Source organism: Hallella mizrahii (assembly GCF_009695775.1).
Taxonomy (GTDB): domain Bacteria; phylum Bacteroidota; class Bacteroidia; order Bacteroidales; family Bacteroidaceae; genus Prevotella; species Prevotella mizrahii.
This window is the reverse complement of sequence record NZ_VUNG01000016.1, coordinates 1-19,588: the sequence shown is the minus strand read 5'-3', so window position 1 is coordinate 19,588 and position 19,588 is coordinate 1. Positions and strand designations below refer to the sequence as shown.

At 52.4% G+C, this 19,588-nt stretch carries 12 protein-coding genes; 3 read left to right on the top strand and 9 right to left on the bottom strand.

Going from position 1 to position 19,588, the window contains the following annotated elements; translation table 11 throughout:
- The 9 genes from nuoL to FYJ73_RS07480 all read right to left on the bottom strand — a co-directional run bounded on the left by nuoL (window position 1) and on the right by FYJ73_RS07480 (window position 12,507).
- Entirely contained in the window at window positions 1–1,962 is a 1,962-nt protein-coding gene (gene nuoL / locus FYJ73_RS07520; RefSeq protein WP_154534105.1) for an NADH-quinone oxidoreductase subunit L, read from the bottom strand.
- Between the two features lie 7 nt (window positions 1,963–1,969).
- Complete coding sequence (gene nuoK / locus FYJ73_RS07515; protein WP_154534104.1) at window positions 1,970–2,278, bottom strand: NADH-quinone oxidoreductase subunit NuoK; 309 nt, start codon at window positions 2,276–2,278, stop codon at window positions 1,970–1,972.
- Window positions 2,275–2,796: an NADH-quinone oxidoreductase subunit J family protein gene (locus FYJ73_RS07510; RefSeq protein ID WP_154534103.1), complete on the bottom strand. Its 522-nt coding sequence runs from the start codon at window positions 2,794–2,796 to the stop codon at window positions 2,275–2,277. The genes nuoK and FYJ73_RS07510 overlap by 4 nt, the downstream gene beginning before the upstream one ends.
- Before the next feature lie 5 nt (window positions 2,797–2,801).
- The gene (locus tag FYJ73_RS07505; protein ID WP_336509586.1) at window positions 2,802–3,377 is read right to left on the bottom strand and encodes a 4Fe-4S dicluster domain-containing protein; all 576 of its coding nucleotides are present in this window, start codon (window positions 3,375–3,377) and stop codon (window positions 2,802–2,804) included.
- 7 nt (window positions 3,378–3,384) lie between these two features.
- On the bottom strand, window positions 3,385–4,470 hold the full coding sequence (locus FYJ73_RS07500) for a complex I subunit 1/NuoH family protein (protein WP_154534101.1): 1,086 nt from the start codon (window positions 4,468–4,470) through the stop codon (window positions 3,385–3,387).
- 123 nt (window positions 4,471–4,593) lie between these two features.
- Entirely contained in the window at window positions 4,594–6,171 is a 1,578-nt protein-coding gene (locus FYJ73_RS07495) for an NADH-quinone oxidoreductase subunit D-related protein (RefSeq protein WP_154534100.1), read from the bottom strand.
- A 15-nt stretch (window positions 6,172–6,186) separates the two neighbouring features.
- Window positions 6,187–7,002, bottom strand: a complete 816-nt coding sequence (locus FYJ73_RS07490) for an NADH-quinone oxidoreductase subunit B (RefSeq protein WP_154534099.1) — start codon at window positions 7,000–7,002, stop codon at window positions 6,187–6,189.
- Complete coding sequence (locus FYJ73_RS07485) at window positions 6,993–7,343, bottom strand: NADH-quinone oxidoreductase subunit A (protein WP_154534098.1); 351 nt, start codon at window positions 7,341–7,343, stop codon at window positions 6,993–6,995. The genes FYJ73_RS07490 and FYJ73_RS07485 overlap by 10 nt, the downstream gene beginning before the upstream one ends.
- A gap of 1,087 nt (window positions 7,344–8,430) precedes the next feature.
- Window positions 8,431–12,507 carry a hybrid sensor histidine kinase/response regulator transcription factor gene (locus FYJ73_RS07480; RefSeq protein ID WP_154534097.1) on the bottom strand — a complete coding sequence of 1,359 codons (4,077 nt, stop codon included), beginning with the start codon at window positions 12,505–12,507 and terminating at the stop codon, window positions 8,431–8,433.
- A gap of 191 nt (window positions 12,508–12,698) precedes the next feature.
- Here FYJ73_RS07480 and FYJ73_RS07475 point away from each other — a divergent pair, with 191 nt between their 5' ends.
- The 3 genes from FYJ73_RS07475 (at window position 12,699) to FYJ73_RS07465 (ending at window position 19,354) form a co-directional block, all read left to right on the top strand.
- Complete coding sequence (locus FYJ73_RS07475; RefSeq protein WP_154534096.1) at window positions 12,699–16,004, top strand: SusC/RagA family TonB-linked outer membrane protein; 3,306 nt, start codon at window positions 12,699–12,701, stop codon at window positions 16,002–16,004.
- A gap of 11 nt (window positions 16,005–16,015) precedes the next feature.
- Window positions 16,016–18,010 carry a RagB/SusD family nutrient uptake outer membrane protein gene (locus FYJ73_RS07470; protein WP_154534095.1) on the top strand — a complete coding sequence of 665 codons (1,995 nt, stop codon included), beginning with the start codon at window positions 16,016–16,018 and terminating at the stop codon, window positions 18,008–18,010.
- A 216-nt stretch (window positions 18,011–18,226) separates the two neighbouring features.
- The gene (locus tag FYJ73_RS07465) at window positions 18,227–19,354 is read left to right on the top strand and encodes a glycoside hydrolase family 43 protein (protein WP_154534094.1); all 1,128 of its coding nucleotides are present in this window, start codon (window positions 18,227–18,229) and stop codon (window positions 19,352–19,354) included.
- Window positions 19,355–19,588 lie beyond the last annotated feature (234 nt).

Sequence of the window (19,588 nt, the reverse complement as noted above, 5' to 3'; positions counted from 1 at the left end):
TTAAATGCAAAGCAGAATCAGCGTCAGTGCCACACTACCGGTGAGGAACCAGATAGCATACTGACGGACATCGCCACTCTGCCACGGACGGATCGTCTCGCCGGCCTCTTGTGTTGCCCATGCCGAGAAGTTGAACATGCCGTCGATGACGTGACGGTCGAACCAGGCAATAGGAATAGAGAAGCAGCCGAAGACAATCTTATGAGTGAAGAACTGCCAGGCATCGTCGATGTAGAAGCGGTTGAGGGCAGCCTTGTGAAGTTTCGGCATACGGTGCTCGAGCATATCCGGCACAGGGTTCTTGCCGCTGGCATACATCCAAGTGGCAAGGGCAAAGCCGATTGTTGCCACGGCCAGAGAGCACCAGGCAGTCATGCCGAAGTGGAAACTCTGCAAAGGAATATCCTCGCTCAAGCCATTGGCAGAAACGAAGTGACCGAAAGGAATCCATCCTGCCACGCAGCTGATGATAGCCAGGAACACCAAGGGTCCCCACATGATGAAGGGAACTTCGGCCGGGCGACGGCGGTGCTCGGGATCAGCCTCGTAGTAAGAATTGCCCCAGAAGATGACATAATAGAGACGGAACATGTAGAAGGCGGTCATACCTGATACCAAAGTCATGAACCAACCCATGTAGGGAGAGAAGTGGAAGCAAGCGTCCACAATCTCATCCTTAGAGAAGAAACCAGCCAACGGCCAGAAACCGCTGATGGCAATCGTTCCGATGAGGAAGCAGATGTTGGTGATAGGCATGTACTTATGCAGGCCGCCCATATACTCTTTGAAGTTGCTGCCGATGATGACAATGATAGCACCGGAGCAGAGGAAGAGCAGAGCCTTGAACATGGCGTGGGTGAAAAGGTGGAACATGCTGGCCATGTAGCCGACACTTCCCTCGCCCTCCATAGATGTGCATACGCCGAGAGCCACGAGCATGTAAGCAATCTGTGAGATGGTCGAGAAGGCCAGACCACGCTTGATATCACGCTGGCAGCAAGCTACAGCAGCTGCATAGAACGCTGTGAAGGCAGCAATGTATGCGACATAATGAAGTGTGTTAGGAGCGTACTGAATCCAAATGGGGAACAGGCTGGCAACTTGGTAGACACCGGCGACAACCATCGTAGCGGCGTGGATCAAGGCACTGACAGGTGTTGGACCCTCCATAGCGTCGGGCAACCAGATATGCAGTGGGAACATTGCACTCTTACCGGCACCGCCGATGAACATCAGGAACAGTGCGGTAGGCATGATCCATGCAGCATGAGGCAGACGGCCTGCCAAGGTCGGGTCAGCGTTGAGATCGTAGTTGAACGTACCCACATAGTAGCTGAAGAACAGGATACCGATGAGGAAGAACAAGTCGGCGAAACGCGTGACGATAAACGCCTTCTTGGAAGCATGCACGGCAGCGTGCTTGGGATAGTAGAAGCCGATGAGCAGGTAAGAGCATACACCCACGAGCTCCCAGAAGAGATACATCTGGAAGATGTTGGTGGCCACTACCAGTCCGAGCATACTCATGGTGAAGAGCGACAGGAAAGCATAGAAGCGCTGGAAACCTTTCTCGTAGCCTTCCTTCTTATAGTTCTCGTCGCGCTCAGCCATGTAGCCGAAGCTATAGATGTGAACCATCATACTCACCGTGGTGATGACGATAAGCATCATCACGCTGATAGGAGTCAGACGGAAACCGATGTTGAACGTCAGGGCCTCGGTAAACTTCAGCCATGTGAAGTTAAACACGGTCACAGTCGGATAGAGTCCCGTGGAGGCATCACGCCCCACGGCGAAGAAATATTCGTAAGCGGTGTACAGGCTCATACCCCACAGCACAGCCAGGACAGCCGTGCCGATCATGCCCGCAACCGGTTTTTTCATCTTCATGCCAAGGAGTCCGAGCAAGAGAAAGCTCAGGAAAGGCAGAAGCAGTATCAAGAATGAATAACTGTATTGCATGGTTCGTTTAGAATTTCATGTTTTCAATACTGTTCACCTGGTCACTGTGATAGTTGCGGTAAACATTGATGATGATGGCCAACGCCACAGCGGTCTCGGCAGCACTGATGCCCATGGAGAACAGCGTGAAGAAGACGCCCTCGAACTGTCCGGGGAACAGAATGCGGTTGAACACTGCAAAGTTCAGGTCAGCCGAGTTGAGCACCAACTCAATAGAGATGAGCATGGCGATCAAATTGCGGTGCGTGACAAAGCCAAACACGCCGATGAAGAACAGCAGAGTGCTCAGCGCGAGATAACATTCAACGGGAATCATTTCTTGTCCTCCTTTCTTGCGATCATAATGCCACCGATGATACATGCCAACAAGAAGAGGGAGATGAACTCAAACGGCAACACATATTCATATTTACCAGAGCCGACGAGTGCCTTACCCACTTGGGCCATGGGCACCTCAACGTCGGCGACACTGCAGGCAGCGTCTATAAACTTATTCTTCAGAAGCACCACGGCCACGGTAGCCAATCCCACGATCGAGATGAGCGCTCCCTGCACGACCCGCACGCCCTTGAAGCGACTGGTGAGGTTTTGCAGTGTGCGCTTGCTGACAAGCGAGATGGCGAAGATGTACAGGATGGTGATGCCACCGGCATAGATGGAGATCTGCGCGGCACCCAGATAGGTGTAGTCGAGCAGGAAATAGATGCCGGCAATGCCAAACAGCACGAACAACAGGAACGTGGCGGCACGCATGATGCTGCGGGTAAACACCGACAGCACGGCTGAGCCAAGGATGACTACAGCCAAGATGCAAAACATTACGATATTAGCCATTGTCTTTACTTGGTTTTGGTGTTAAACTCTCCAATCTTCAAAGGTGCGCCGCCATCGATGAGGTTGGGCAGGCTGCCTCCTTGATAAACCTCCTTGTCGAGGTGCATGACGAGCTTGCTACGGTCAAAGACTGCGTTTTCGAAGTCATTGGTGAAGTGGATAGCATCGAAGTTGCAAGCGTTGACACAGAGTTCGCAGAACATGCAGTCGCCCAAGTCGTACTGATAGTCATCGAGCACCTTGTGTTTCTTTCCCGTCTCAGGATCGGTCTCCATGTGGGACGTGATCTTGATGGTGTCGTTGGGACATGCTTTTTCGCACATGGTACATGCCGTGCACTTGTAGTCGCCAATTTTCAGACCGCGCTTCACGGCCTGCGGATCCTCGGGATCCTCCACGCGCTTAAACACGAGACGTCCGCGGTGACGGGCAGAGACGTGGAGCGTGGTCTTGCGGTTCTCGGGATACTGCTCCGTTGACTTTGGGGTGAAGTACTCCTTCATGGTCACCTTCAATCCCGTAGTCAATGTCTTCACAGCATTCTTAATGCCGCCGAAATATGATTGATTTGACATTTCTATATATTTATTAAAGAGTAAGTCCAAGAGCCACACATGCGGTCATCACCACGAGAGTGAGGAGCATCAGCGGCATGAGATATTTCCACTCGAGCTGCAGGATGTGGTCGATGCGCAGACGAGGGAAAGTCCAGCGGGCCCACATGAGCACCCAGATGACCACAAGCATCTTACCACCAAACCACACGAAGCCGGGAATATAGTTCATCACGTTGTCGAAACCGGCAACACCGATGTTCAGTGGTGCCCAGCCACCCAGGAAGATAGTGGTAGCCAGTCCGGCGATGACCACGAGATTGAGGTACTCAGCCAGATAGAAGTAACCGAAGCCCATGCCGGAGTACTCGGTGTGGTAACCGGCAGTCAACTCACTTTCTGCCTCAGCCAAGTCAAACGGACCACGGTTGGCCTCTGCGTTACCGGCGATAAGGAACACGATGAAAGCGACGATGGCAGGAATGTGACCCTGAATGATCAGCCATTTCCAAGGACCTGTCTGCGCCTCGATGATGCCACTGAGCTGCATAGTGCCGCAAAGCACCACTGCCGTGACCATGCACAGACCGAGACTCATCTCATAAGAAATCATCTGCACGGCGCCACGCATGGCAGAGATAACAGAATACTTGTTGTTGGAGCCCCATCCCGAAAGGATGATGCCGAGGATGCCGATGCTGCTGATGGCAGAGACCATAAACACGCCGACGTTGAAGTCGAGCACGGCAGCACCCTTGTTCCAAGGCAGGAACGAGAAGGTGCCCACTGAAGCGATGATGGTCAGAAACGGTGCCAGCGCATACAAGAGCTTGTCTGAGCGGTCCACGCCGAAGATTTCCTTGATCAGCATCTTCAGCACGTCGGCCACCACCTGTACGGAACCCCAGGGGCCCACACGCATAGGGCCGAGACGGCACTGGAAGAACGCACAGACCTTACGCTCGAAATATATCATGAACATGGCGATGAGAGCATAGAGCGTCAGCACGATCAGACCCACCACGACACATTCAATGAGGATTGTCCAAAAGTCCCCCAACCCGCATGTCTGTCGGAGGAGATTGTCAAACCACTGTGTTACTACTGTGAAATCAAACATATCTTAGTAATGTTGAATGTTAAATGTTGAATGCCAAATGACTTCCTTCGCAATGCTGACTGTTCAGTGTTGAATGCCGACTGATACACTCATCATTCCAAACTTATCATTCATCATTCCGTTTTATCTGTCCAGATCCGGGATTACGAAGTCGATAGAGGCACCGGTGGCAATGAGGTCAGCGATCTTCTCGCCACGCAGCATCTTGTCGAAAGCACCGGCGAGCGTCAAGCCCATCGGGCGCATCTTCACACGATAAGGACTCTTGTCACCACGGCTGTCGAGGTAGACACCAAACTCGCCGGCGCCGCCCTCTACAGAGAACCACCACTGGCCCTCGGGCACCTTGATGATCGGCTTCTGCTTGATGTAGAAGTCACCCTCAGGGATGTTGTCGATGAGCTGCTCGATGATGTTCAGGCTCTGATAGATCTCGTTGATGTGGATCATGTAGCGGTCCATCGAGTCGCAATTCTTACCGAGGATCTGCTCGAAGTTGACTTTGTCGTAGAGATCGTAAGGATGGTTCTTGCGGACATCGTTCTTCCATCCGGCGGCACGTCCGGCAGGACCGGTGACGCCGTAGTTGATGCAGTCCTCAAGATTCATGTAGCCGACACCTTCAAGACGCTGGTGAGTGATGACGTTGTCACCGAAGACGTCGAGATACTCCTGTACGAAAGGACGGAGATATTTGCAGAGTGTCTTGGTGTTCTCCACGAAGTGCGGGTCTATATCGGCCTGCAGACCACCTATTCTATAATAGTTCTGGATGAGTCGTCCGCCCGTCGTCTCCTCCATGACGTTGAGCACATGCTCACGGTCACGCATACAGTAGAGGAAAGCCGTCAGGGCGCTGAGGTCCTGGGCGCACGTTCCGAGGAAGAGCAAGTGGTTGTCGATACGCTGCAACTCGTCCATGATGGTGCGGATGTAGCGGATGCGGTCGCTGAGCTCAATGCCCATAGCTTCCTCGATGACGCCGACGAGGGCGTGACGATGGTGCATGGCACAGAGATAGTTCAGTCGGTCAGTGAGAGCGAGCGTCTGAGGATAGGTCATGCTCTCCATCATCTTCTCCATACCGCGGTGGATATATCCGAGGTGAGGATAGATGTGCTTGATGGTCTCACCGTCTACGACAGTTCTCAGACGAAGCACGCCGTGGGTACTCGGGTGGTTAGGACCGAAGTTGATGACGAAGTCGTCGTCGTCGAGCAGGCGGTGCTTGGTCTCCACGAGATCACCGCAGTCGTTGAGGTTCCACTCTGAGGTCCAGTCGGTCTCAGGCTCATCGGTCATGGGGAACTGGTTTTTCTCGGGACTCATATCGAAGTCCTTGCGAAGTGGCCAGCCTTGGAAGTCACTGCGCATAAACAGGCGGCGCATGTCGGGATGACCGAGGAACTTGATACCGAAGAAATCGTAGACCTCACGCTCGAGCAGGTCGGCGTCGTGCCAAAGCTTCAGCACAGAGGGGATGACATAGTCCGTCTCTCCCACCTTCTTGGCAATCTGCTTGACAGAGACGCGCTCGTGGCTGTCGGTATTCTCCAGGATGTAGATACATCCCAGACCTTCCTCGGGACCGAAATCCTCACCGATGATGGTGACCAGGTAATCGAAATGCTTATCATTTTTCAGCTTTGCCATCTCAGCGGCAAAGTTGTCAAAACCGAATTCTTTGTTTTCTAACTTCATGACAGTTCGCTTACCTTATTGTTGATTGTTATCACTTGCCGCAGCCTTCTGAGTGTCGGCAGCGGGTTGTTTGTGCACTTCAAATTCCTTTCCCTCCTCTTTGAGAGCGTCGAGCTCACGTCCGAGGGACTCAAGGTCTTCCTTGTTGGGAGAAGCAGTGACCATGATCGGTGTCTTCTCGCCAATCTTGGCAGCACTGAGATTCTCGTTGCTGATGCCATGCAGACCACCGAGGCCCATGCTCTCCGCTTTTTCCTCGCGTGTCATCTTGTGGTTGGCACCGCCGAAGAACTTCTCGATCTTCACCTTGCGCTGCAACTGCATCATACCGTAGAGGATAGCCTCCGGACGCGGCGGGCAGCCAGGGATGTAGACATCCACGGGCACGATCTGGTCGATACCGCGCACGACACTGTAGCTCTTCTTGAAAGGACCGCCACTGATGGTACAGCCGCCGACAGCGACAACATACTTTGGTTCGGCCATTTCATCATACAAGCGCTTGAATACCGGGGCCATCTTGTTGGTGATCGTACCGGCACACATGATCAAGTCGGCCTGGCGGGCAGAGTTACGCGTCACCTCAAAGCCGAAGCGAGAAAAGTCGTAACGGGCACAGCCCACAGCCATGAACTCAATACCACAGCACGATGTACCGAAGGTCAGCGACCACAGTGAGTTGCTGCGTCCCCAGTTGATCATCTGATCGAGACTTCCCAGCACCACGTTCACGCCACCGTCGTTGAGCTCGGCAGCAATGTTTTCCAAGGTCTCGTTGTCCTTGAATTCCTCGTAAGGAATGCTCTTGATGTGTGGTTTTCTTATTTCCATTCCAATGCTCCTTTCCGCCAGGCATAAGCCAAGCCTAAAACCAAAACCACCAGGAAGAAGCCGATGCTCACCAAAGCCAGTGAGCCGAACTGCTTCACGACAACGGCCCAGGGGTAGAGCAACACGGTCTCAATGTCGAACATCAGGAAAAGGATGGCAAAGAGATAGTAGCCCGCATGCAAAGGCAACCAGCTGCTGCCGCGCGTGGGGATACCGCACTCGAAGGGCTCACCCTTTACCGGATTGTAGGAACGGGGACCGATGAGCTTGGCAATGACATAAGCGCCAAGCACCAGCGTGACAGCCGTCAACAAAACGGTGATGAATAAAATGAAGTTCATAAAAAAATGATAACGTTATTTTTTGAATATTCGCTTAAGTGCTTGCAAAGTTACTAAATCTTTCTGTAACATGAACACGATTTAGCCAAAAATGTTATCTCTGCTTGACAATTTCGTCATAAGGAACACAAGAAACGAACCATGGACAAATACGCTGCAAAAACCCAAGTCTCGACAGGAACACGGGACGAGTTGTTCTACAACTGTCTATAGAAAAGTTAATTTGTTGATTATTCTAACCAAAAACGAGGCACGAGAATCGATTTTTCTGAGCAAAGACCTACTTCGCCACGATTTTTCGCAAAAATAAAGCATTTTGCGAATATGCTTATAATCAGCAAGTTACAGATTTCTTAATTTTATAGAGCCTGCAAAATCCATCAATCGGACTATAAAACAATAAGGATGACCGCATCAAACAAGTGAGATGACACGATGAAAACAGTTGTTTTAGCAGCAAAAACAACTGAGATGACAATGAGAAAACACTTGTTTCTCACAAATCGAGGCCTTCCGTGACGAGTAGAGAGCACTTTCCGGAGAGTTTTTCTCTCTAGATTGCAATATTGTTCGGAAGTACTTTTGTAAGAATAAATACCAAGAGTCACAAGGTTGCTATATCATGTTTCAGGTTTCTTCCGCATCTTCTGTCAATCTATTCAGCTCCCGCACCTCCACGCATAGCTATTCAGCGAATTCCTTTCCTTTTTTCGTCACTTTTTCGGGGATAAAAGTTAATGGTTTAGCAATGACTAAATATGCCTCTGAAAGCATGAATGCACTGGATTTATCTCACGCAGAGAATACGGAGAGCACGGAGAGACTGTTAAGATCTGTGGAGATCTGTGGCATCTGTGTGAACATTCTCACGGGTAGAGATCTCTGTGCTCTCTGTGTGAGAATATTACAGACAAGAGGGTTAGGGCGGGGATGAACCCCGCCCCTACGCGCGGATGATGTCACTAACGCCGGAGAAGTTAGTAAGAAGTGATTCGTTAGAAGTAGACTTTTGCTGCGTTATCTACTTATTCTTCTGCCTTTCGGTCTGCATTCGGTGAATAGTTACCTCCACGCTCTCCACCTTGCTTCACTGATACCCCTTTGGCAGCACGCCGAACTGTTTTCTAAAGCAGCGCGAGAAGTATTTCGGCGTGTTGAAGCCTACGCGTGCGGCAAGGTCCACGATAGTGATCGTAGGCTCGGCACGAAGGATTTTGGCAGCCTCTTCGAGCCGGATGCTGTTGACAAACTCTACGACGGTCTTGCCTGTGATCGCATGCACCTTATTGTACAATGTCGATGAGCTGACGAGCATCTCTTTGGCGAAAGTCTCACGGTCGAAGGCTGTGTCGTCGATATGCTCCATGACGATCTGTGTGGCCCGCACCATGAAGGCCTTGTCGGGATCGCTTACCGAGGTAGTCTTCTCTTCGGTTTGCCGGAGCTTGGCTTCCTGCCGTGCGTTGTCCCAGACCTTTTGTCGGTTGGCGATGAGCATGTCGGCGCGCAACGTGAGCTCCTCAAAGGAGAAAGGTTTCGTGATGTATGCGTCCGCACCGATGGCGTAGCCTTCGTTCTCGTCTTCCTGTCGGTCCTTGGCAGTGAGCAGGATGACGGGCAACTGCCAGAAGCTTTGGTCGTTTTTGATCAGCCGCGTGAGCTCGATGCCGTCCATGATCGGCATCATCACGTCACTGACCACGATGTCGAGCGGTTCTTTCTGAATGACGTTCCACGCCTGCTTTCCGTTTTTCGCCGTGACCACGCGGTAGTGCTTGCTGAGTGCCTGCTTCATCAGCTCGAGCAGGTCGGCGTTGTCCTCCACGATGAGCATGGTGGGCACGTTGGCTTTGACCACGACGCGTTCCTGCTTGATACCCGGTGTCGGGGTGCTATCGTCAGTGAGACTACGCATGGTCTCGTAGTCCACCGCCTTGCTGATGACCGAGGTGTCGATTTCCTGCTGAGGGTATGCTTTTTTGTTGATGGGGATGATCACCGTGAAGGTAGTCCCCACCCCCCTGCTGCTTTTGCATCGTATCGAGCCGTGATGGAGCGTGACGAGCTCGTGGACCAGAGCCAGTCCGATGCCCGTTCCTCCCGTGTTCTGCCTTCGGTAGTCGCCGTCGAAGAATCGGGTGTAGAGATGGTTGAGCTGTTTCTTGTCCATGCCGATGCCATTATCCTTCACGCTGATGACGGCTTCCTGCTCTTTGATGTCGAGCGAGAGAAGGATATGTCCGTCGTTGCGGTTGTATTTGATGGCATTGGAGAGCAGGTTGTAGAGAATCTTGTCGAGCTTGTCGCTGTCAAACCATGCCGTCTTCTCCTTTTCGGGCAGTGAGGTCTCCAAACCAATGTGTTTCTGCTCCGCCATGGGTCTGATCTCTTCCACGACGTTGCTGACAAACGCCGCGAGGTCGCCCCGGCTCACCTTCAGCCGTAGTTGCCCGGCCTGGCTCTTGCGCACCTCGAGGATCTGCGTCAAGAGTCGTTTGGTACGCTGGATGTTGTTGTCGATGACTTGGTATTCGTCTTCGTATTGCGGAGCCTGAGATCGCAGTTTGTAAATGGTGGCGTAGATGACCGTCAGCGGGGTGAGCAACTCATGTGTGATGTTGGTCAGCACCACGCCCATGCGCAGTCGGTTTTGCGTGCGCAGGTGCTCACGGTACCAGCGAATGGTGGCAAAGGTGGCGGCAAAGAGGAGTACTATATATATAAGGTATGCCCACGACGATGCATACCATGGCGGCAGCACTCTGACGGTGACGCGATAGTCCATTTCCTGCCATTGTCCGTTGCTGCCCGCGGCACGTACGCGCAGATGGTATGTACCCGAGGGCAGGTTTTGATACGTGGCACTGTGACTGCCTCCTGCACAGTATTTCCAGTCGTCGTCATAGCCCTGAAGCATATACGAGTAGATGTTCTTTCTGGCATTGCCGTAGGAGAGCAGGGCGAAGTCAAAGCTGATCTTCTTCACGGATGTAGGCAGTGTGACACGACGCGTAAACGACGGCGACTCTTCTGAGATACGCTGCCTCAGCGTACTGTCGGTCATCTGTCGCCAGGGCTCATCGTTGATGATGATGTCTGTGATGATCAGCCGGTAGTTTTTCGGCTGGTTCTTAGCCATGGTGGATGGGTCAAAGGCGATGAAGCCCTGCCGGCTGCCGAGATAGATCTCCCGTCCAAAGGTGGCAATGCTGTTTTCCGAGAACAGCAGGTCGCCCAGTCCATCCTCGCGGGTGTAGTAGTTGACATCTGTCGGCTTGTTGTCCTTGTCGAGACAAAGGCGAATGAGCCCCCGGTCGGACGTCAGCCACAGGTTGCCCTTGCTGTCCTGGGCGATGGCGAGGATGCGGTCGCCAGGAAAGTGATAGTCGCGGTTCTTTGCCTCAAAGCGGTTATCGGCGGCATTGTAGAGGAAGAGTCCGCCACTGTTGGAGATCGCCCACAGTCTGCCGGCACGGTCTTGCAGGCAGTTCGTGGCGTCGTCGACAGCAAAGTTACCAAGTCGCGGCGAATACTGTCTCACGGTCATGCGTGCGTGACGGCCGTCAGGCTTCACCACGCAGATGATGCCCTCGTTGTCGGTAGCCAGCCAGATGTTGCCCTGCCGGTCCTCGCTGATGCCCCGGATGTCGCAGTTGGAGATGTCGCGGTTGCCTTGTCGGAGTGTGACGGGGAAGCCGCGTCCGTCGGGCAGCACCATGCTCAGTGCACTGCGTTGCCCGATCCAAAGAATATGATTTCTTGACTCGAAAATCGTGTTGACGAAATTTTCTTTCATCCACGGCGTATTGCTCATGTCGAGAACTTTGGCGTCGCCTTGCGCCTTCTTGACGATGATGCCATAGTTGTTGTCGGCGAACCACAGATCACCGTTGCTTCGCCGTACGATGCTCGAGAAGCTTGTCGACAGCGCCCCCGCCGGGATGTTGCTGAACCCGGGGATGTCGTGGTTGAACAGCGTGGTGCCCGTTTGCCGGTCAAAGCGTGCGATGCCGTACGGGTTGAGTCCTAACCAAAACGTGTTGCCGTCGGGCGTATAGAGCGAACTGACAAAGTTGACGGGAAAAGACTGCTGTCCCATATCCAGGTCATAGCAGCGGAATGGCGTCCGGTCGAATGTCGTCTGTATGACTCCATTGTTTTGTGTGAGCACCCAGATGTTGCCGCTGAGATCCGTAGCGATGCTGTTGCTGTAGTTCAGACTTGTGCCGTCGATGTTGGTAATCCGCTGCCACTGCGCCAAGTCGTCGTTGGTGTTGAGCATGCAGATACCCTCGCGTGTAGCAGCCCAAAGGTTGTGAGTGACCGGATCTTCCACGATGCTGAGGAAGATGTCGAAGTTGCCGGTGGTGAAAGGATATGTTTTCACAATAGGATGACGCACGTTGTCAGGATTGTCAACACGCACCACCCCACTTCCCCATGAGCCCACCCACAGCCGTCCGCGGTGGTCATAGCAGAGCGAATAGGCGGAGTGGATAGCGTTGAAGGCAGGATAGCGCAGAAAAGTATGCGTGCCGCGTCGCAGCCGCAGCAGGTCCGACGACCACGTGCCGATGATCAGGTCACCGTTGGGAGCCTGCACCATGCTCTTCACACTGTAGTAAGTCATCCTCATTCTTTTCCCCTCTGGTGTGACGATCCATGAGTTCTTATTCGTATAGGTGTAGAATCGCTGCGTCTTCCGGTCAAACACCGACAGTCCGCCGTCGGTGCCCACCCACAGCTGTCCCTGCGGGTCGACATAGAGCGAATAGATGATGCGTTGATCCTCACCGGGCAGATGAAAGGTGGTGACCGCTCCCGTGCGCAGGTCAAGGCGCAGCAGTCCGTTGCGTGTGCCCACCCAGAGTCTGTTGTCCTTGTCTTCGGCGAGCGAGCGCACGGTGTTGTTGGGCAGCAGATGTGGTGAATAGGCATCCGACCGATAGGTTCTCACCTGATACCCGTCGTAGCTCTTGAGCCCATTGTTGGTACCGATCCACAGCACTCCTCTATGGTCAAACATCATGCAGAAGGCATTCTCCGAGGGAGAGAGCAGCAGGGGAGGAAAACTGCGGAGAGGAAAAGCCATGCAAACAAGACTACTGATCAGGAAAAACATCAGCAGGCCGACATATCTGATTTTATTAACGCATGTTCTCATATTGTTGCAAAGTTAATGGTTTATTGACAGAATCACAAAGAAATATCATTTTGTGCCCCCTTTTTAACTATTTTGTACCCCTTGTAAGCCATGAGACGGCTATCTTTGTGACCGTAGTCTTAACACATCGCTTCATGTAACCTATGACGAAAGACACATCAAATACTTTATAACTAAAAAAACTTGAACGTATGAAATCTAACCCTAAGAAATGCAGAGGATCTATCTTGCTTGACTCCGCAATTGCTGCGACAGTCCTACTGGGAATGGTTCCTCAATCGTCATTTGCTGTACAACGTCTTGACAACGTACAACAAAACGCGTCCGTATTAAAAGGAACCGTCGTTGACGCCAATGGCGAGCCTATCATTGGCGCAAGTGTTACGGAAGACGGAACACAGAACGGTACTGTAACTGACCTTAACGGCAACTTCACCCTTTCACATCTTTCTTCCGGCAATCTGACAATCTCCTATATAGGATTTCAGACGACTCACGTATCAGCCAAAGGCAAGTCTTCGGTGAACATCGTGATGAAGGAAGACAACAAGACGCTCAACGAGGTGGTGGTCGTCGGTTTCGGAAAGCAGAAAAAGGTGAATCTGACCGGTGCCGTGGCCGTGGTTGACGGTGACGAGCTGGCTCAGCGCCCGGTGATGACTGCCACCCAGGCTCTGCAAGGCGTGGTTCCCGGTTTGCAGATTGCGGCAACAGGTGGTAGTCTTGAGGCCACTTCATCTATCAACGTGCGTGGTACCGGTACCATCGGTCAAGGTTCCAGTGGCTCCCCGCTGATATTGATCGACGGTGTTGAGGGCGATCTCAACACCATCAACCCACAGGACATTGCAAGCATCTCTGTCCTGAAGGATGCCGCCGCCTCCTCTATCTACGGATCGCGCGCGCCATTTGGTGTGATCCTCGTCACCACGAAGGGCGGTGACAGCAACGGAAAAGTAACCGTCAACTACAACAACAGTTTCCGTTTCAGCAATCTGATCCGCGAGAAACACATGATGAATTCTGTCGACTTCGCCTCGTGGACTAACGACGCCTGCACCAATTCCGGTTCCGGTACCTTCTTCGACGACCAGCGCATGAAAGACATTGTGGCTTACCACAACGCTTCGCCCTATTCTCCCGGCGTGCGTCGCGCTGCCGACGGCACCCTGCTCTATGCCCTTCCGGTCAGCCCGACCAACCAGTCGGTATGGGCCGATGGCTATGCTTACGGCATCGATGATGTCGACTGGTACGACGTGGTTTACAAAAACACGGCTTTTGCCATGGAGCACAACGCCAGCGTCAGCGGAGGAAATCAGAAGTTCAACTACTATACGTCGTTCAACTACCTCGACAACAATGGCTTCATGAAACTCAACAGCGACAAGTATAATCGCTACAACGGCACGGCGAAGATCAATGCCGAAATCACACCGTGGGCACGTATGTCCTACAACATGCGATGGACGCGGACAGACTATCAGCGCCCCGCAGGCTTGACCAACAGCCTCTACAGCGACATGGCGCGCCAAGGCTGGCCGACACTGCCACTGTACGACCGCAATGGCTACTACTATAGCTCGCCCTCTCCCGCACTCGGCCTTGCCACTGGCGGCAAAGACACCAAGCAGCGCGACATCATCAGCCATCAGATTGGATTCATCATCGAGCCCATCAAGAACTGGCAAACACATATTGACTTCAACTACAAGACAGACAACTCCACACGCCATTGGGACTCGCAGCGCACCTACAACCACAATGTGGCAGGCGAAGCAGTCATCTATAATACCGGATCAAACGTGCACGAGGATGAGTACAAGGAAAACTATCTCAACTTCCAGGCTTATTCCGAGTATTCATGGTCTTTGGCTAAGAAACACAACTTCCATGTGATGGGTGGTTTCCAAACCGAGCAGCTCAAGCAACTGGCCTTTGGATTGCAACGTGACGGCATCCTTGACCCGAACAAGCCGGAGGTGGACCTGACCAACGGACTGAGCTATACCGGTGAGGCCGTGACGCCCTCTGTCAACGGCTCCCGCAACCAATGGCAGACAGCAGGCTTCTTTGGGCGTATCAACTACAACTATGCTGAGCGATATCTCGCCGAGTTAAACATGCGCTACGACGGTACTTCCAAGTTCCGCACCAACAAGATGTGGAAGTTCTTCCCCTCTGTCTCTCTTGGCTGGCGTATCTCCGAGGAGGCTTTCATGAAGAGCACTCGCTCTTGGCTCGACAACTTGAAGCTCCGCCTTTCCTACGGTTCTCTTGGAAACCAAAACCTCGACAACTGGTATCAGACTTATCAGACTATCTCCTACAGCTCTGTCGCCGGCACATGGCTCCAGAATGGACAGAAGACCAACATCACTTCTGCTCCAAGCCTTGTCTCTGCTTTGCTGACATGGGAGAAGGTTGAGAGCTATAATATTGGCCTTGACTTTGGACTGCTCAACAACCGCTTGTCCGGATCATTCGACTACTATGTGCGTAACACCAAGGATATGGTCGGCAACGCACCCGAGTTGCCGGCTATCCTGGGTACCGGTGTGCCTGTCACCAACAACACTGACTTGCGCACCAACGGCTGGGAACTGCAGATCACTTGGCGCGACAAACTGCACAATGGACTGAGCTACAGTGCTACAGTCAACCTCTCTGACGCACGTACAAAGATCACACGCTATCCCAACAACCCGACCAACTCTATCGACAACTACATTGCCGGGCGATACCTCAATGAGATTTGGGGATACCAAACAATAGGCATTGCCAAGAGCGATGACGAGATGAATGAGCATCTCGCCGTGGCAGATCAGTCCTCGTTGGGCGACAACTGGGCTGCCGGCGACATCATGTATGCTGACCTCAACGGTGATAAGAAGATTACACAAGGAGCCCGCACACTGGCAGACCACGGCGATCTGAAGGTCATCGGCAACTCCACACCCCGCTATCTCTTCGGCTTGGATTTGAATGCCAGCTGGAAAGGCTTTGACGTACGTGCCTTCTTCCAGGGCGTAGCAAAGCGCGATGCTTGGCTGGGTGGCTCTTGGGGCTCACTGGAGTATCTGTTCGGGGCTACCAATTCCGGCCAGTGGTGGTCAGCAGGTATCACCGCTGTCCATGACTACTACCGCGATGCCAACACTTGGTCAGTGGCCAACGGTTATCAGCAGGCTAACACCGATGCCTGGTTGCCGCGCGCTACCTTCAGCGACAAGAACGAAAAGTGCCAGACACGCTATTTGATGAATGCTGCATATCTGCGTATGAAGAACTTGCAGGTTGGCTACACCATTCCTCGCTCCATCACTTCGAAGTGGTATATCCAAAATCTTCGGGTCTTCTTCTCTGCCGAGAACTTGTTCACCATCACGGATATGCCCGACCAGTTTGACCCTGAGCTGATTGGTACCTCATCCTATACATCCAATGGTTATCCACTTTCAAAAACATTCTCCTTCGGCATTAACCTCACATTCTAAATCGTACAGCTATGAAACTATATAAGTTATTCCTTTTGGCTCTGCCAATCTTGGGGGCTACTTCTTGCAATGACTATCTGGAGCAAGAGCCTCCTTCGTACTTGACACCGGAGAATTTCTACACATCCGAGGATCAGGTGCAGGCTGCCGCTAATAAGTTCTATCAGGACATCCTGCCCGGACACGGCGGTTGGGACTATGGTACCTATATTACTGACAACAACACAGACAACCAGATGTCGCTCTATCCCGACAATAAGTTCGGTACGGGGTTGTGGAAAGTCAGCAACACCAATGACGACTGGAGCTGGAGCAATGTGCGCAATGTCAATTACCAGCTCGGCCAGATCGTGGAAAAATACAAAGCAGGAGAGATCAGTGGCTCGGACAACAACCTGCGCCAGTATATCGGCGAACTGTATTTCTTCCGTGCTTACGCCTACTTCACGCTTCTGCAGCGCTTTGGCGACCTGCCGATCATCACGCAGGCTCTGCCCGACGAGGAGTCGGTATTGGTGGCTGCCGACAAGCGCGAGCCGTGCAACGAAGTGGCGCGGTTCATCATCAACAACTTGGATACAGCAATGACCTATATGCCTAAGTCGGGATTCGCTACGACACGTGTGACCTACGATGCCGCCAACCTGTTCAAAAGTCGTGTGGCTCTGTATGAAGGATCATGGTTGACCAACTTCGCCGGTACGCCTTTCGTGCCCAATGGCAATGGATGGCCCGGTGCAGCAAAGAACGCTGACTATAAATATCCTTCCGGAAGCATCGAGGCCGAAGCCAAGTTCTTCTTCACCACAGCTGCTGAAGCTGCTGAGCAGGTGGCCGAGAAATACAAGGGCAACCTGTCTGTCAATACCGGCAAAGTGCCTCAGAGCCTTGACGATCCCGCCAATCCTTATCTGAGCATTTGGGGATCTACGGATGACTCCAAGGTGCCCGACGTGATTCTCTGGAGACAGTACAGTAAGTCTCTGGGTGTCCGTAACGATGTCGAGGTTGCCGTTCAAAAGGGAAATATAGGCACGGGATTCACTCGCAGCCTCATTGAGGGCTACCTGATGAAGGACGGAAAGCCTATCTACGCTTCGCAATATGAGTATGTCGACACCAGCCTGAGCAAAGTGCGCACCAATCGTGATCCACGACTGAGCGTGTTTCTGAAGGCCCCCGGCGACATCAACTGCTTCAAGAATGTCGACGATGAGTCGGGTGATCACTGGACACGTATTGAGACCATACCGGCTATTACTAACTCCAATCCCGAGGATGGCTACGTCACAGGCTATGCAATCCGCAAAGGCATGACCTTCGACCGCGCACTGACTGCCAACGGAGGCAGCTACAATGTTTGTGTTGTCTTTCGTGCTACAGAAGCTTTGCTCAACTATATGGAGGCTGAGTATATGCTGACAAAGAGCCTCTCCGGCAAAGTGCTGGAATATTGGGAAGACGTGCGCCGCGCGGCTGGCTTCACGGGCGAGGCTGTGAATCCGTTGACAACCATTAATGCTACCGACATGAGCAAAGAGACTCTTGATTGGGGTGCTTATTCTGCCGGTCAACTCTTGAGCGACAAAGTGCTGTACAACATTCGTCGTGAACGTCGTTGTGAGCTGATCGCCGAGGGTCTCCGCGGCATGGACCTGCAGCGTTGGCGCTCTTACGATCAGCTTATGAAGACTCCGGCACATACCGAAGGTATTCATCTGTGGGGTACACCAATGGAGAAATGGTACAAAAACCTCGTTGCCAACGGATCAAGCAATTCCAATGTTTCATCTTCTTCGCTGAGTGCTTACCTGCGTCCTCATGAGAAAATCAAGGCCAACAATAATTTCTTCAACGGACTGACATGGCACATGGCTCACTATCTCGAGCCACTGCCGATCCGACAGTTCCTGCTTACAGCCTCAGATCACGCTACCATCTCTGAAAGTCCCTTGTATCAGAATCCTTATTGGCCAACAACACCGGACTCTCCGGCAGAACAATAAACGACTGTAGCCGGTGATGCCATCAATAGATTACCTCTACTATGGCATGAAGGTTGTTGATTATAATATAAAGTAAGTTGATAAGGGGGATATGCCGATCGGCTTTGGCATATCCCCTTTTCTTTCTCCTTACCGGTTGTGGTATGGAGAAAGAGAACTACACATTATTATATATAGAACACTGATAACGATATTATCTATAGAAAGCAGATAAAGATGACAAACTATCGACAAATATATCTGCTCACCGTTTGCCTGTCCTTCTTCTTCTCTCTCTCCGCAGCAGCGCAGAAGCCGATGGAGGGAGGACAGTGGAAAGACACGAGCGGGAAGCATATCAACGCGCATGGAGGAAATATCATCCAGTATCGCGGCACTTATTATTGGTATGGTGAGACACGCAGCAACAAAGGACCGGTCAGCTCTCTCGGCGTGAGCTGCTACACTTCCAAGAATCTTCGCGACTGGACTTCACGCGGCCTGGTGCTCAGTGTGACCGACGATGCTAACAGCGACATACAGCGGGGATGCATCATTGAGCGGCCGAAGGTAGTATTCAACGCCCGGACGAGGAAGTTTGTGATGTGGTTTCATCTTGAGTTGAAAGGGCGGGGCTACGAAGCCGCCCGTGCTGCCGTGGCGGTCAGCGACAATCCTATAGGGCCTTTCCGCTTTGTGCGCTCGGGTCGCGTCAATGCGGGTTGCTATCCGATAGGCTTCTGTCTGCCCGACACTACCGACTTGCGCCATCAGCTGCTCTTTCCCGAGTTGCAGACTTGGTGGACACCGGAATGGCGGAAACAGATCGAGCGTGGCATGTTTTTCATGCGTGACTTGCAAGGCGGACAGATGGCGCGTGACCAGACGGTGTTTGTCGATGACGACGGCAAGGCTTACCACATCTTCTCTTCTGAGGATAATATGACGCTCAACATCGCGCAACTCACTGACGACTACCTCGGTCACAACGGCTCGTTTGTGCGTGTGGCTGCCGGTGGACAAAACGAGGCACCGACTATCTTCAAGCAGGATGGTACCTACTGGATGATCACGAGTGGCTGTACAGGTTGGGCTCCGAATGCCGCTCGTCTCTTTACTGCCAAGAACATCTTCGGCCCGTGGACGCAACTGCCCAATCCCTGCCGAGGTGAAGGTGCTGAGACGACGTTTGGCGGACAGGGTGCTTATATATATAAGGTGTCGGACGCAAAGCTTCGCAGACAGTTCGGCGGCGCCGAATATCTGTTCATGGCCGACGTGTGGAAACCGAAAGAGCTCGGCAACAGCGGTCATCTGTGGATCCCAATCCGCTTCGAGGACGGCAAGCCCGTGCTGAGACGATGAACAAGCAAAACACAAGAAAATCGACAAACGATCGTGGAAACACGATCGTTTGTCGATTTTCTTTTTTAATTTTGTAGCGACAATGGCGTAATCAATGCCTAAGTATCGTAAATGTCCAATTGTTGCTTATCAGCTTTAAACAGAGTACTTTCGAGTACCCCGTTTTATGCTAGGCTGAGTAAGATTTAAGACTTGTTAATCAATAGCGAGTTGTCCGGGCAGCATCTGAGCGTA

Bases quoted from the DNA above. Each gene is read 5' to 3' on its own strand.
- nuoL (WP_154534105.1), bottom strand. From the start codon at position 1,962: ATGCAATACAGTTATTCATTCTTGATACTGCTTCTGCCTTTCCTGAGC.
- nuoK (WP_154534104.1), bottom strand. From the start codon at position 2,278: ATGATTCCCGTTGAATGTTATCTCGCGCTGAGCACTCTGCTGTTCTTC.
- FYJ73_RS07510 (WP_154534103.1), bottom strand. From the start codon at position 2,796: ATGGCTAATATCGTAATGTTTTGCATCTTGGCTGTAGTCATCCTTGGC.
- FYJ73_RS07500 (WP_154534101.1), bottom strand. From the start codon at position 4,470: ATGTTTGATTTCACAGTAGTAACACAGTGGTTTGACAATCTCCTCCGA.
- FYJ73_RS07495 (WP_154534100.1), bottom strand. From the start codon at position 6,171: ATGAAGTTAGAAAACAAAGAATTCGGTTTTGACAACTTTGCCGCTGAG.
- FYJ73_RS07490 (WP_154534099.1), bottom strand. From the start codon at position 7,002: ATGGAAATAAGAAAACCACACATCAAGAGCATTCCTTACGAGGAATTC.
- FYJ73_RS07485 (WP_154534098.1), bottom strand. From the start codon at position 7,343: ATGAACTTCATTTTATTCATCACCGTTTTGTTGACGGCTGTCACGCTG.
- FYJ73_RS07480 (WP_154534097.1), bottom strand. From the start codon at position 12,507: ATGAGAACATGCGTTAATAAAATCAGATATGTCGGCCTGCTGATGTTT.
- FYJ73_RS07475 (WP_154534096.1), top strand. From the start codon at position 12,699: ATGAAATCTAACCCTAAGAAATGCAGAGGATCTATCTTGCTTGACTCC.
- FYJ73_RS07470 (WP_154534095.1), top strand. From the start codon at position 16,016: ATGAAACTATATAAGTTATTCCTTTTGGCTCTGCCAATCTTGGGGGCT.
- FYJ73_RS07465 (WP_154534094.1), top strand. From the start codon at position 18,227: ATGACAAACTATCGACAAATATATCTGCTCACCGTTTGCCTGTCCTTC.